The 13,368-nt window shown below is 70.7% G+C and carries 13 protein-coding genes; 10 read left to right on the forward strand and 3 right to left on the reverse strand.

Annotation, left to right across the window (positions count from 1 at the left end):
- Positions 1–49 precede the first annotated feature (49 nt).
- The 10 genes from BMY89_RS08585 to BMY89_RS08625 all read left to right on the forward strand — a co-directional run bounded on the left by BMY89_RS08585 (position 50) and on the right by BMY89_RS08625 (position 9,070).
- Complete coding sequence (locus BMY89_RS08585) at positions 50–667, forward strand: nucleotidyltransferase (protein ID WP_269766855.1); 618 nt, start codon at positions 50–52, stop codon at positions 665–667.
- Positions 664–939, forward strand: coding sequence for a hypothetical protein (locus BMY89_RS08590; RefSeq protein WP_092377737.1), 276 nt, complete (start codon positions 664–666; stop codon positions 937–939). The genes BMY89_RS08585 and BMY89_RS08590 overlap by 4 nt, the downstream gene beginning before the upstream one ends.
- A gap of 9 nt (positions 940–948) precedes the next feature.
- On the forward strand, positions 949–1,725 hold the full coding sequence (locus tag BMY89_RS08595; RefSeq protein WP_092377741.1) for a metallophosphoesterase family protein: 777 nt from the start codon (positions 949–951) through the stop codon (positions 1,723–1,725).
- On the forward strand, positions 1,716–1,859 hold the full coding sequence (locus BMY89_RS30280; RefSeq protein ID WP_007464364.1) for a GPGG-motif small membrane protein: 144 nt from the start codon (positions 1,716–1,718) through the stop codon (positions 1,857–1,859). The genes BMY89_RS08595 and BMY89_RS30280 overlap by 10 nt, the downstream gene beginning before the upstream one ends.
- A 178-nt stretch (positions 1,860–2,037) precedes the next feature.
- A complete protein-coding gene (locus BMY89_RS08600) occupies positions 2,038–2,532 on the forward strand; it encodes a TspO/MBR family protein (protein WP_092377745.1) in 495 nt (164 codons plus the stop codon).
- A gap of 287 nt (positions 2,533–2,819) precedes the next feature.
- Entirely contained in the window at positions 2,820–4,169 is a 1,350-nt protein-coding gene (locus BMY89_RS08605; RefSeq protein ID WP_092377748.1) for an ABC transporter substrate-binding protein, read from the forward strand.
- A gap of 70 nt (positions 4,170–4,239) precedes the next feature.
- Positions 4,240–5,289, forward strand: coding sequence for a carbohydrate ABC transporter permease (locus tag BMY89_RS08610; RefSeq protein ID WP_092377751.1), 1,050 nt, complete (start codon positions 4,240–4,242; stop codon positions 5,287–5,289).
- Position 5,290: 1 nt separating this feature from the next.
- On the forward strand, positions 5,291–6,256 hold the full coding sequence (locus tag BMY89_RS08615; protein WP_092377754.1) for a carbohydrate ABC transporter permease: 966 nt from the start codon (positions 5,291–5,293) through the stop codon (positions 6,254–6,256).
- Positions 6,257–6,316: 60 nt separating this feature from the next.
- Entirely contained in the window at positions 6,317–7,351 is a 1,035-nt protein-coding gene (locus BMY89_RS08620) for a LacI family DNA-binding transcriptional regulator (RefSeq protein ID WP_092377757.1), read from the forward strand.
- A 63-nt stretch (positions 7,352–7,414) separates the two neighbouring features.
- Positions 7,415–9,070 (forward strand): glycoside hydrolase family 13 protein, encoded by a 1,656-nt coding sequence (locus BMY89_RS08625; protein ID WP_092377760.1) that lies wholly within the window; start codon positions 7,415–7,417, stop codon positions 9,068–9,070.
- 134 nt (positions 9,071–9,204) lie between these two features.
- Here BMY89_RS08625 and BMY89_RS08630 read toward each other — a convergent pair whose 3' ends face one another.
- From BMY89_RS08630 to xylA, 3 genes are all read right to left on the reverse strand, one after another.
- Positions 9,205–10,629, reverse strand: a complete 1,425-nt coding sequence (locus BMY89_RS08630; protein ID WP_092377762.1) for an MFS transporter — start codon at positions 10,627–10,629, stop codon at positions 9,205–9,207.
- A gap of 100 nt (positions 10,630–10,729) precedes the next feature.
- Positions 10,730–12,145 (reverse strand): xylulokinase, encoded by a 1,416-nt coding sequence (gene xylB, locus BMY89_RS08635; RefSeq protein ID WP_092377764.1) that lies wholly within the window; start codon positions 12,143–12,145, stop codon positions 10,730–10,732.
- Positions 12,146–12,155: 10 nt separating this feature from the next.
- Positions 12,156–13,343: a xylose isomerase gene (xylA, locus tag BMY89_RS08640; RefSeq protein WP_092377767.1), complete on the reverse strand. Its 1,188-nt coding sequence runs from the start codon at positions 13,341–13,343 to the stop codon at positions 12,156–12,158.
- Positions 13,344–13,368: the final 25 nt, after the last annotated feature.

Consider the following 13,368-nt stretch of genomic DNA (forward strand, 5'->3'; position numbering starts at 1 on the left):
GTACAGGTGTGGGCGACCGGAATGCCGGGTACCGATCGAGATCCCACCGGTGGCACCCCGACAAGTCGACGGGAGAGGCGAGATGGCCGAGCGCGACGACGAAACTCTCCTACACACCCTCAAGAAGGTCGCCGCCGTGCTCAAGCAGTCGGACATCGCGTTCGCCCTTGGCGGCAGCTTCGCCGTGTACGCGCACGGCGGGCACTCCAGTGAGCACGACGTCGACTTCCTCATCCAGGAACAGGACGTCGAGGCCGCGCTGGAGGCGCTGGTCCAGGCCGGCTTCACCGCCGAGCGGCCACCGGAGGACTGGCTGGTCAAGGTCTACGACGGCGGCCGGATGGTGGATCTGATCCACCGCCCGATCGAGACCCCGGTGACCGAGGAGACCTTCGGTGACACGGTGGTGCGGCCGGTCGACGCGATCCACATGCCGGTGCTGTCGGCCACCCAGCTGATGGTGCACAAACTGATGAGCTTCTCCCAGCACTACTGCGACTTCGCCCGCGGCCTGCCGCTGGCCCGGTCGCTGCGAGAGCAGATCGACTGGGAGCGGGTACGCAAGGAGACGCAGCACTCGCCGTACGCCGAGTCGTTCCTGGTGCTGCTGGACAGGCTGGACGTCGTGCCGCAGCCCGGCACGGCCGATGGGAGGGGGACACCGTGACCGCGCATCACGACTCCGGCGCCGGGCCGCCCGACGAGTACGTCGAGGCGGAGATCCACCGGTTGCTCACCGAGGATCCGGCCGTCGCCGAGCAGGGGATCACCGTGGTCCGCACCGAACGCGCCCTCGTGCTGCACGGCGAGGTCGAAAGCGCGCATCGGCGGGAGGAGATCATGCGCCGGGTGGCTGAACGCTTCCCGGACGTGCCGATCACCAGTGACATCGGGGTGACCCGCACGCAGGCACCCACGGAGATCGAGCAACTGCCCTGAGGAGGTCTGATGGTTATCCGGATCGCCGCCGTGGGCGACGTGCATCTGGACGAGGACGTGGTCGGCCGGTTCCGGCCCGCCCTTGAGGAACTGCCCGGCAGCGTCGACGCGCTACTGCTGGCCGGGGACCTGACCCGGCACGGGACCGAGGCCGAGGCGCGCTGTGTGGCGCGCGAGTTCGGTGGCCTGGGCGTGCCGGTGATCGCCGTGCTCGGCAACCACGACCACCAGTGCGACCAGGTGCCAGAGGTGATCGGCGCCCTGCAGGAGGTGGGCATCGTGGTGCTGGAGGGCGACGGCGTGGTGTTGGACTGCCCCGGTGGCCGGCTCGGCATCGCCGGGGTCAAGGGCTTCGGCGGTGGCTTCGCCGGGCGGTGCGCCAGCGACTTCGGCGAGCCGGAGATGAAGGCATTCGTCCGCACCACGACGGAGAGCGCCGACCGGCTGGGCGAGGCGCTGCGCTCGCTGGAGTGCGACGTGCTGGTGGCGCTGAGCCACTACTCACCGGTGCCGGACACCCTGGCCGGCGAGCCGTTGGAGATCTACCCGTTCCTGGGCTGCTACCAGTTGGGGCAGGCGATCGACTCGGCACCGACCGCGCTGGCCCTGCACGGGCACGCGCACCACGGAACCGAGCGGGGCACCACCCCGGGAGGGGTACGCGTCCGCAACGTCGCCCATCCGGTGATCAAGCAGGCGTACAGCGTCTTCCACCTGGGTGACCACCTTGATCAGGGGGAGGTTTCCGGAGTCGGTGCCGGGGGTATTCAGCAACCATGGAGCTGATTCTCTGGATTCTCGCAGTCGTACTGGTGGTCGCCGGCATCCTCGCGCTGTTCCGTCGGCAGATCCTCTGGGGCATCGTCCTCATCGTGGTCGGGCTGCTCGTCGGCCCGGGTGGTGTCAGTATCTTCAACTGATCCGGCGGCGCAGGGCGTCGCACACCGGACCCGCCGGGGTCGTCGTGACCGGAACTCCGTCCTCCCGACAGGAGCCACCGGACGCGGCGACCCCGGCGTGCTGTCTGCGGTCCGGCAGGGCCCGCACGGTCCTCCGATGACAGGTTTGCCACCCCCGGAACGCGGAGAACCCCCCTTCATGCCGACGACGACGCAGCAGACCCGACACCACGGCGCTCGCCAGTGGTGGGTGTTGGCCGGGCTCGGGGCGGCCGTCCTGGCAGCCGCCGCCATCGGCAACCTGGCCGCGGTGGGGGCCGCCGCCGACTACTCGGGTCTTGAGCAGCCCGCGTGGGCTCCGCCGTCCTGGTTGTTCGGCCCGGTCTGGACGATCCTCTACGTCATGATCGCGATCTCCGGCTGGCTGGCCTGGCGCCAGGTCGGGTTCGGCCCGGAGCTTGGCGCCTGGGTGGTCCAGCTGGCCCTCAACGCCGCCTGGACCCCGCTCTTCTTCGCCGCCGGCTGGTACGGGCTGGCCTTCGCCGAGATCGTGCTGCTGTGGCTGGCGATCGGCGTGACCGTCCTGCTGTTCTGGCGCGTCAGTCGCGCCGCGGCGGCGCTGCTGCTGCCGTACTGGGCCTGGGTCACCTTCGCCGCGTCGCTCAACTACTCGGTCTGGCAGCTGAACAGCTGACCGCACCGGCCGGGAGCAGCTCGGCTCATCCAGCACCTCCGATGCTGGAATTCTTCACCGGAACCACCTCCCGCTGACAGATACATCCAATGCTCGGCGAGCGAGGTTTACGCGGGTGGGAGCGCATCCAGCGCCCGCCGCCAGGTTTCCGGATTGTTACTTGGTCGTGTCCGTCCTAGGGCTGGACCTCGCCCCGATGCAAGCGCTTACATGTGACCACGCCCATCGGACCGGCGCCAGGTCACTCGCATGCGAACCGACCAGCGCCGGCTAGGAAGGAGGACGGCATGGCGATCTCTGCCAGGCCACGCCAGGCCCTCGCGATCGCTGGCGCGATCGGACTGGCGCTCAGCGCCACCGCCTGCGGCACCGGAAGCAGCAGCAACAGCGGCAACAACAACGCCGATTCCGCGGAGTGTGCCCCGTACGAGAAGTACCAGGGCCACGACGGCAAGACGGTAACCATCTACTCGTCCATCCGGGACCTCGAGGCCGACCGGCTGGCGGAGTCCTGGAAGCAGTTCGAGGACTGCACCGGCATCACGATCAACCACGAGGGAAGCGGCGAGTTCGAGGCCCAGCTTCCCGTGCGCGTCGACGGCGGCAACGCCCCCGACCTGGCCTTCATCCCCCAACCCGGCCTGCTCGCGCGGTTTGCCGAGCGCGACCAGCTGAAGCCGGCCAGCGCCGACACCAAGGCGATGGCCGAGGAGAACTACCCGGCTGACTGGCTGAAGTACAGCACCGTCAACGGCACCTTCTACGGCGCGCCGCTCGGATCGAACGTCAAGTCGTTCGTCTGGTACTCGCCGAAGATGTTCCAGGAGAAGGGCTGGACCGTCCCGACCACCTGGGACGAGATGATCAAGCTCAGCGACACCATCGCGGACAGCGGCACCAAGCCGTGGTGCGCTGGCATCGAGTCCGGTGAGGCCACCGGCTGGCCGGCCACCGACTGGATCGAAGACGTGATGCTGCGGACGCAGACCCCCGAGGTCTACGACCAGTGGACCACGCACCAGATCCCGTTCAACGACCCGCGGGTCGCCGAGGCGCTGGACCGCGCCGGCACCATCCTCAAGAACGACAAGTACGTCAACGGCGGCTTCGGCGGCGTACGCAGCATCGCCACCACCGCCTTCCAGGAGGCCGGTGTGCCGATCACCCAGGGCAAGTGCGCCCTGCACCGGCAGGCGTCGTTCTACGCCAACCAGTGGCCGGAGAACACCAAGGTCGCCGAGGACGGCGACGTCTTCGCGTTCTACTTCCCGGCCATCGACCCGGCGAAGGGCAAGCCGGTGCTCGGCGGCGGCGAGTTCGTGACCGCGTTCAACGACCGCCCCGAGGTGCAGGCGGTGCAGACCTACCTCGCCTCGGGTGAGCACGCCAACAGTCGCGCCAAGATCGGCGACTGGGTGTCCGCGAACAACAAGGTCGACCTGGCCAACGTCGCCAACCCGATCGACAAGCTGTCGGTGGAGATCCTCCAGGACGACAGCTCGGTCTTCCGGTTCGACGGTTCCGACCTGATGCCCGCCGCCGTGGGCGCCGGGACCTTCTGGAAGGGCATGGTCGAGTGGATCAACGGGCGGGACACCGCCACCGTCCTCCAGGGCATCGAGAGCAGCTGGAAGTAAGTCCAGCGGTGGGCCGGTCCGCGCACGCGGGCCGGCCCACCGGCTCTGCCGAGAACCCTTGGGAGGGTTGATGAACTTCGACTTCGCCGCCCAGACACCGAAACTCATGATGTTGCTGTGGGGGCTGATCGCCTTCGCGGTGGTGGTCGGCGGTCTGCTCGTGCTGCTCGACGTGGTGCCGGCGTTCTTCGCCCGGCGCCGGGAGGCACGACTCATAGCCGGGTCCGCCAGCGGGGCCCCGCCCCGGCGGGCCAAGCCCCGCGAGGGGTTGTTCGCGATCTTCTTCCTGCTGCCGACGCTGTTACTGCTGCTGATCGGCCTGGTCGTCCCGGCGATCCGGACCACGCTGCTGTCGTTCATGGATGGCGGCAGTCAGAACTGGGTCGGCCTGGACAACTACCGCTGGATGTTCGCCGACGACTCGATCGTGCGGGTACTGCTCAACACCCTGATCTGGGTGACCCTGGTTCCGCTGGTGGCCACCTCCATCGGCCTGCTCTACGCGGTGCTGGTGGACAAGGCCCGGCTGGAGTCGGTGGCCAAGTCACTGATCTTCATGCCGATGGCGATCTCGTTCGTCGGGGCGAGCATCATCTGGAAGTTCGTCTACGCCTACCGCGGCGAGGGCGAGGAGCAGATCGGTCTGCTCAACCAGATCATGGTCAGTCTCGGCGGCGAACCCCGGCAGTGGCTGCTCGACTCGCCACTGAACACGCTGCTGCTCATCGTGATCATGGTGTGGATCCAGGCCGGTTTCGCCATGGTGGTGCTCTCCGCGGCGATCAAGGCCATTCCGGCCGACATCGTCGAGGCCGCCCGCCTCGACGGGGTCAGCCCGTGGCAGATGTTCTCCCAGATCACCCTGCCCAGCATCCGGCCCGCAATGATCGTGGTGGTGGTCACCATCTCGATCGCCACGCTGAAGGTCTTCGACATCGTCCGGACCTCCACCAACGGCAACTACGACACCAGCGTGATCGCCAACGAGATGTACAACCAGGCGTTCCGGTACGGCCAGAACGGGCAGGGCTCGGCCCTGGCGGTCTTCCTCTTCGTCCTGGTGGTGCCGATCGTGATCTTCCAGATCCGCAACATTCGTCAGCAGCGACGGGAGGGCTGAGATGACCACCACCACTCCCCCGGTCGCCGCCGGCACCCAGGACACCGGTTCACCCACGACCCGGGCGTCCCGGGTACGCACGCGGCTGAGCAGCCGCACCGCGACCCTGGTCGCGATCGTCATCGCGGTCGTCTGGACCATCCCCACCTTCGGCCTGTTCGTCTCCTCGCTCCGGCCGGAGAACCAGATCAAGACCACCGGCTGGTGGACCTTCTTCCGCGACCCCGAGTTCACCCTGCAGAACTACCAGGACGTGTTGTTCGGTCAGGCCTCCGGATCCGGGCAGCTCGCCAACTACTTCGTCAACTCCCTGGTGATCACCCTGCCGTCGGTACTGTTCCCGCTGGCGTTCGCGGCGATGGCCGCGTACGCGCTGGCGTGGATCAACTTCCGCGGCCGGGACCTGGTGTACATCGGCATCTTCGCGTTGCAGATCGTGCCGCTGCAGATGGCCCTGGTGCCGCTGCTGAGCTTCTTCTCGCGCGGAGTCAGCCTGGGCGGCGTCACCCTGATGCCGGCCTGGAATCTCGACGGCGCGCAGAACTTCGCCCAGGTGTGGTTCGCGCACACCTGCTTCGCCCTGCCGTTCGCCGTGTACCTGCTGCACAACTTCGTCTCACAACTACCCAGGGACCTGATGGAGGCGGCCCGGGTCGACGGGGCCACCCACCCCAAGATCTTCCGCACCATCGTGCTGCCACTGATCGCACCCGCCCTGGCCGCGTTCGGCATCTTCCAGTTCCTCTGGGTCTGGAACGACCTGCTGGTGGCGCTCATCTTCGCCGGTGGCAGTGACGTCACCGCGCCGCTCACCGTCCGGCTGGCCGAACTGGCCGGCACCCGGGGCAACGAATGGCAACGGTTGACCGCCGGAGCGTTCGTCTCGATCGTCGTACCGCTGATCGTGTTCCTGTCGTTGCAGCGGTTCTTCGTCCGAGGACTGCTCGCCGGCAGCGTCAAGGGCTGATCCGTCCGTGGTGTCGCCGGCAGCGGCGGCACCACGGCGGGGACCGGAGCGGGGTTCACCGTGACGAAGATCGACGACGTCGCCCGACTGGCCGGAGTCTCCACGGCCACCGTCTCCCGGGCGCTGCGCGGGCTGCCGACGGTGTCGGCGGCCACCCGTCGGCGGGTGCTGGCCGCAGCCGAGCAGCTGCAGTACGCCGTCTCGCCCAGCGCCTCACGGCTGGCCGGCGGCCGGACCGGCACCGTGGCGGTGGTGGTCCCCCGGATCACCCGGTGGTTCTTCGGCGTGGTCGTCGAGGCGGTCGAGGACTTCTTCCACCAGGCCGGCTACGACCTGCTGCTGCACAACCTCGGCGGGCGGGAGCGCAACCGGCAGCGCCTGCTACACGCCGCCAACCTGCACAAGCGGGTGGACGCGATCATGCTGGTCGCCACCCCGCTGCGCGCCGCCGACCTGTCCACCCTTGCCGCGCTGGAGCTGCCGGGGGTGACCATCAGCTCCGGCACCACCGTGCCCGGCTGGCCCTGCGTACGCATCGACGACCTGGCTGCGGCGCGGATCGCCACCCGGCATCTGCTGGACCTCGGACACCGCCGGATCGCGCACATCTCGGGTGACCCCGACGACGAACTCGCCTTCACCGCACACCTCGACCGACGCCGGGGCTACCAGGAGGAGCTGCGGGCGGCCGGCCTACGCCCCGACCCGAGTCTCGACGTGGAGTCGCGGTTCGACATCGCCGGTGGCACCCGGGCCACCGAGGAACTGCTGCGCCGAGGCGACCCGCCGACGGCCATCTTCGCCGCCTGCGACGAGATGGCCATGGGCGCGCTGACCGCGCTGCGCGACGCCGGCCTGCGGGTACCCCAGGACGTCAGTGTGATCGGCATCGACGACCACGCCCTCTCCGGCGTACTCGGGCTGAGCACCATCGCCCAGCCGGCCGCGGAGCAGGGCCGGCTGGCCGCGAAGTTGCTGCTCGACCCGCTCTGCGGCCGCACCGGCGCGGCCGGCACGAGCACGCCGGGATCCTCGGTGATTCTGCCCACTCGGCTGGTCGTGCGTGAATCGACCGCACCCGCGCGGGCACACTGAACGCCAGTCACCACCGTCGCCCGGGGCCCACCGGCCCGCACGACTCGACCATGGGAGAACGCCCTGAACGACAATGCGACGCACCAGGCCCCGCCCGCCGACCCGGCCACCGGCTGGTGGACGGAGGCGGTGATCTACCAGATCTATCCGCGCTCGTTCGCCGACTCCGGCGGTGACGGCATCGGCGACCTGCCCGGGATCACCGCCCGCCTCGACCACCTGGCGGAGCTGGGCGTCGACGCGATCTGGCTCTCGCCGTTCTACCCGTCACCGCAGGCCGACGCCGGATACGACGTGGCCGACTACCGGGGCGTCGAGCCACTGTTCGGCACGCTCGCCGACGCCGACGACCTCATCGCGCAGGCCCGCGCCCGCGGCCTTCGGGTGATCGTCGACCTGGTGCCCAACCACACCTCCTCGGCACACGCCTGGTTCCAGGCGGCCCTGGCCGCCGGGCCAGGTGGCGCCGAACGGCAGCGCTACATCTTCCGCGACGGCCGGGGACCCGACGGTGCCGAGCCACCCAACGACTGGCAGAGCGTCTTCGGCGGCCCAGCCTGGACCCGGGTCGCCGACGGCCAGTGGTACCTGCACCTGTTCGACACCGGCCAGCCCGACCTGAACTGGGACAACCCCGAGGTGCACGCGGAGTTCCTGGACGTGCTGCGCTTCTGGCTGGACCGTGGCGTGGACGGCTTCCGGGTCGACGTGGCGCACGGCCTCATCAAGCAGGCCGACCTGGCCGACTGGCAGGAACCGCAGGAGATCCTCTCCGGGCAGGAGGCGGACAAGCCTCGCCCGCCGATGTGGGACCAGGACGGCGTGCACGAGGTCTACCGGCAGTGGCGGCGGCTGCTGGACGGCTATCCCGGCGAGCGGATCCTGGTCGCCGAGGCGTGGGTGGAGCCAGCCGAGCGGCTGGCCCGGTACGTACGCCCCGACGAGATGCACCAGGCGTTCAACTTCGAGTACCTGCTCGCCGCCTGGACCGCCCCGGCCCAGTACGCGGTGATCACCCGGTCGCTGGAGGCCACCGACACGGTCGGCGCGCCCACCACCTGGGTGCTCTCCAACCACGACGTGGTGCGCCACGCCTCCCGGCTCGGCCTGCCGATCGGCACCACCCGGCCCAACGGCATCGGCGTCGGCGACGAGCAACCGGACGCGGCGACCGGCCTGCGGCGGGCCCGGGCGGCCACCCTGCTGATGCTCGGCCTGCCCGGCTCGGCCTACCTCTACCAGGGTGAGGAGCTCGGGCTGCCGGAACACACCACCATGCCCGACGAGGCCCGCCAGGACCCGACCTGGGAACGTAGCGGGCACACCCAGCGTGGCCGCGACGGCTGCCGGGTGCCCATCCCGTGGGAGGCCGACGCGCCCTCGTACGGGTTCGGGCCGACCGACGCGAGCTGGCTGCCGCAGCCACCGATCTGGGCCGAGTACGCGCTGGACCGCCAGCGCGGGGTTGCCGGCTCGACGTACGAGATGTACCGGACGGCGCTCCGGCTGCGCCGTACCCACGGGCTCGGTCGGGGCACCCTGGAATGGCTCTCCTCCGGCGACGAGGTGCTGACCTTCCGCAACGGCGATCTGGTCGTACTGACCAACTTCGGCGCCGCCTCCGTACCGGCTCCCGCCGGCGAACTGCTGCACAGCAGCGCCCCACTGGATGCCGACGGCCAGGTCCCCACCGACGCCACCGTCTGGGTCAAGGTTTAAGGAAGGGCCCCCTTTTAACGCCTCAGGTAGAGCAGGGGCCCCCTATTAACATCGCCCGCCGGCTCGACGGGGCGCCGCGTTAATAGGGGGCCCCTGCTATGCACCCGGCGTTAAAAAGGGGCCCTTCCTTACACCTACAGCTTCTCGGCGCGGGTGTGTAGCAGGTGCTCCACGTCGCTGATGTCCTTCGGCGAGGTCCGGGCGGCCAGCCAGTACATGATGCCGGTGGGGATGAAGAAGAGCTGGAACGCGGCCAGCCCGACGGCGTAGTTCAGTGGTGGCGGGAAGGCTGCCCGCAGGCCGTGGAAGGCCACCCCGACCAGGCCGTTGCCGGCCGCCCGGCCCACCCCGTTGACCAGGTTGCCGAGGCTGTAGACCGTGCCCCGGTGCTCGGGCGGGTTGGCGTCGGCGATCAGCGCGAACCAGTTCGGCGAGTTGGCCGAGGTCAGCGCCAACGCGAGGAGCGCGGTGAGCAGGCTCAGCCCGACCGTCGGCTCGGTGACCACGCTGCCCAGCACCGCCCGGACGATCGCGCCGGTGCCGGCGCCGTCAGGCACCTCGATGCGGATCGGCACGAAGAACAACACCAGGTAGAACGGGACCGCGGCGAGGATGCCGACGGCGGCGACCAGGGCCCGACCGGAAGGCGTACGCCGTTGCAGGGCGTCGCCGATCAGCCCGCCGACGATGGAGAGCACCCCGCCGAGCTGGAACAGGGTGGCGAAGACGCTGCCCACCACGATCGCGGTCGAGGGCGAGTATCCCTGGTCGCGGGCCCGCTCGGCGAAGAGCACCGGCAGCCAGACCAGCGAACCGAAGGCGGCCTGCGCGGTGAGGCCCTGGAGGATGAGCCAGCGGTTGGTCCGCCGGCCCAGGATGACGGGCAGGTCGGCCCGGCTGATCCGGTAGTCGTACTCCGCGCCACCGGCGAGCGCGTCGACCAGCTCTGGCTCGCTCTGGCCCCGCCGGATGTCGTAGGTGAACAGGTATGCCGCCGTGGCGGCCACCCCGACGACGGTGAGCAGCAGGAACGGCCGTCGCCAGTCGGTCGCCCCGAGCAGCCCGCCGACCAGTGTGCCGGCCAGTGTGCCCACCCCCTGGGAGAGGCCCCAGAAGCTCATCACCAGGCCCCGCCGGCGGGGTGAGATCAGGTCGGTGACCACCGAGAAGCCGACCGATCCGACCGCGCCGAGCCCCACCGCGGCGAGCAGCTGCGCGGCGAGGAACGTGGGATAGTCGCCGGCCAGTCCGCTGCCGCCCGTGCCGGCGGCCCAGAGCAGGGTGCCGATCATCAGCAACGGCTTTCGGTTGGTGCGGTCGCCGAAGTACGCCCAGCCGACCGCCGCCACCGCGCTGACCAGGAAGCTGACCGCGGTGACCAGGCCGAGCAGCCGCTGCGGCACCGCGAAGGAGTCGGCGATCGCGCCGTAGAGCGGCGGCACCAGTCCGATCGCCACGTTGTCCAGCGACGCGAGCAGCACGAAGACCACGACGCTGTAGAAGCGGTGCGTCGCACCGCCGCCCCATGCCCGCGCGGGCCGGCCCGTGCTCAAGGTCATGCGGGCAGCCAACCAGGGCTGGATAACGGGCCGATCACCGGGTCGGCCGCGGCGCCGGTGGCGGTGCGCGCCCCGCCGGGACACGCACCGCCACCCGCCGTCACGTGGCGGGACGGTCCAGATGGCGCTCGCGGGCCTCGGCGTAGCGCTCCCGGATGGCCGGGACCGGCTCGGCCGCGTACTCCTCGGTGCCGGACGGCGTCCACGACGGCGCCTCCGCCCCGCCCAGGGTCAGCCAGGCGGCCTGGCGGGCGGCACCGTCGGCGACGTACTCGCCGGGCGGCGGAACGACCACCGGGCAGCCGAAGACCTGCGCCGCGATCCGGCGTACGGCCGCGGAGCGGGCCCCGCCGCCGACCAGGATGACCCGTCGTACCGTGGCACCCTGGGCGGCGAGCGCGTCCAGGCCGTCGGCGAGCGCGCAGAGCATTCCCTCCACGGCTGCCCGGGCCAGGTACGCAGGGGTCGAGGTGCGCAGGGTCAGACCGTGCACCGCCCCGGTGGCCAGCGGCCGGTTCGGGGTCCGTTCACCCTCCAGGTAGGGCACCAGGACCAGCCCGTCCGCGCCGGGCGGCGCGGAGAGCGCCAGCTCGGCCAGCTCGTCGAGGTCCACCCGGAGCATCCCGGCCGCCGCGTCGAGCACCCGGGCCGCGTTGAGCGTGCAGACCAGTGGCAGGAAGCGGCCGGTGGCGTCGGCGAAGCCGGCGACGATACCGGTCGGGTCGGCGGCCGGCGCGTCGGCCACGCTGAACACGGTGCCCGACGTGCCGATCGACACCACGACGTCGCCGGGCCCGGCGCCAACCCCGAAGGCGGCGGCGGCGTTGTCCCCGGCGCCCGGTCCGAGCAGCGCCCCGCCCGGCAACTTACCGGCGGACTCGGCGGCACCGAGCACGGTCGGCACCCGCACCGCCCGGCCGAGCGCCCGCTCCAGCAGGTCGGGGCGGTACTCGCCGGTGGCCGGTGACCAGTAGCCGGTGCCACTGGCGTCACTGCGGTCGGTGCGCAGGGCGTCCAGGCCGGGTGCCCCGGCCAGTTGCCAGGTCAGCCAGTCGTGCGGCAGGCAGACCGCCGCCACCCGGTCGGCGTTCGCCGGCTCGTTGCGGGCCAGCCAGCGCAGCTTGGTGACCGTGAAGCTGGCCACCGGTACGCTGCCCACCGCCTCGGCCCAGAACTGACGCCCGGCCTGCCCGCTGCCGGCCTCCTCGACCAGGTCGGCCGCTGCGCCGGCGGACCGGGTGTCGTTCCACAGCAGCGCCGGCCGGATCACCTGGCCCTCGTCGTCCAGGCAGACCATGCCGTGCTGCTGGCCGGCGACGGACACCGCGGCGACGTCGGCCAGTCCGCCCGCGGCGTCGATCGCGGTTTGGAGGGCGGACCACCAGGCCGACGGGTCGACCTCGGTGCCGTCCGGGTGCGGCGCCCGGCCCTGCCGGACCAGGGCGCCGGTCTCCGCGTCCCGGACGACCACCTTGCACGACTGGGTGGAGGAGTCCACCCCGGCGACCAGCGGCATGCCGACCGCCTCAGCGCGCGCCGAGCACGTGCTCGACGGCGAGCTGGTTCAGCCGGACGAAGCCGAAGCCGCGGGCAGCGGTCGCCTCGACGTCGAACTCCTCGAAGGCGCTGGTGTCGGCGAGCAGCTCGGTGTAGCCCTCGCCGTCGCCCAGGGTCGGTACGGCCAACTCGCTGACCTTGCTCGCGGCGAGCGCCTCGGCCACCTCCGGGTCGGCCCGGAACGCCGCGGCCCGCTCCTTGAGCAGCAGGTAGGTGCTCATGTTCGCCGCCGCCGAGGCCCAGACCCCGTCGAGGTCCTCGGTGCGCGACGGCTTGTAGTCGAAGTGGCGCGGCCCGTCGTAGGCGGGGCCGCCACCTGGGCCGCCGTGCTCCAGCAGGTCGACCAGGGCGAACGCGTTGAGCAGGTCACCGTGGCCGAAGACCAGGTCCTGGTCGAACTTGATGCCACGCTGGCCGTTGAGGTCGATGTGGAAGAGCTTGCCCTGCCAGAGCGCCTGGGCGATGCCGTGGACGAAGTTCAGTCCGGCCATCTGCTCGTGGCCGACCTCCGGGTTGACTCCGACCCGGTCGGGGTGGGCCAGGGTGGAGATGAACGCGATGGCGTGCCCGACGGTGGGCAGCAGGATGTCGCCGCGCGGCTCGTTGGGCTTCGGCTCCAGGGCGAAGCGCAGGTCGTAGCCGCGGTCGATGACGTACTGGCAGAGCAGGTCGACCGCCTCGCGGTAGCGTTCGAGCGCGGCCTGGACGTCCTTGGCCACGTCGTACTCGCCACCCTCCCGGCCACCCCACATGACGAAGGTGCGGGCGCCCAGCTCGGCGGCCAGGTCGATGTTGCGCAGCACCTTGCGCAGCGCGTAACGGCGCACGTCACGGTCGTTGCTGGTGAAGCCGCCGTCCTTGAAGACAGGCTGCTGGAAGAGGTCGGTGGTGACCATCGGCACCACGATGCCGGTCTCGTCGAGCGCCTTGCGGAACCGGGCGATCTGGGCGTCGCGGGTGGCGGCGTCCGCGCCGAACGGCACCAGGTCGTCGTCGTGGAAGGTGACGCCGTACGCCCCCAGCTCGGCGAGCCGGTGCACCGACTCCACCGGGTCGAGCGCTTCTCGGGTGGCGTGGCCGAACGGGTCTCGGCCCTGCCAGCCGACCGTCCAGAGCCCGAAGGAGAACTTGTCGGCAGGGGTGGGACGGGGTGCCATGGCAGACCTCCGGTGGTGTCGTCCG

Source organism: Micromonospora phaseoli (genome assembly GCF_900109115.1).
Lineage (GTDB): Bacteria > Actinomycetota > Actinomycetes > Mycobacteriales > Micromonosporaceae > Micromonospora > Micromonospora phaseoli.

Coding starts and splice junctions, on each gene's coding strand:
- xylB (WP_092377764.1), bottom strand. CDS start 12,145: ATGCCGCTGGTCGCCGGGGTGGACTCCTCCACCCAGTCGTGCAAGGTG.
- BMY89_RS30280 (WP_007464364.1), top strand. CDS start 1,716: ATGGAGCTGATTCTCTGGATTCTCGCAGTCGTACTGGTGGTCGCCGGC.
- BMY89_RS08610 (WP_092377751.1), top strand. CDS start 4,240: ATGAACTTCGACTTCGCCGCCCAGACACCGAAACTCATGATGTTGCTG.
- BMY89_RS08600 (WP_092377745.1), top strand. CDS start 2,038: ATGCCGACGACGACGCAGCAGACCCGACACCACGGCGCTCGCCAGTGG.
- BMY89_RS08615 (WP_092377754.1), top strand. CDS start 5,291: ATGACCACCACCACTCCCCCGGTCGCCGCCGGCACCCAGGACACCGGT.
- BMY89_RS08605 (WP_092377748.1), top strand. CDS start 2,820: ATGGCGATCTCTGCCAGGCCACGCCAGGCCCTCGCGATCGCTGGCGCG.
- xylA (WP_092377767.1), bottom strand. CDS start 13,343: ATGGCACCCCGTCCCACCCCTGCCGACAAGTTCTCCTTCGGGCTCTGG.
- BMY89_RS08630 (WP_092377762.1), bottom strand. CDS start 10,629: ATGACCTTGAGCACGGGCCGGCCCGCGCGGGCATGGGGCGGCGGTGCG.
- BMY89_RS08595 (WP_092377741.1), top strand. CDS start 949: ATGGTTATCCGGATCGCCGCCGTGGGCGACGTGCATCTGGACGAGGAC.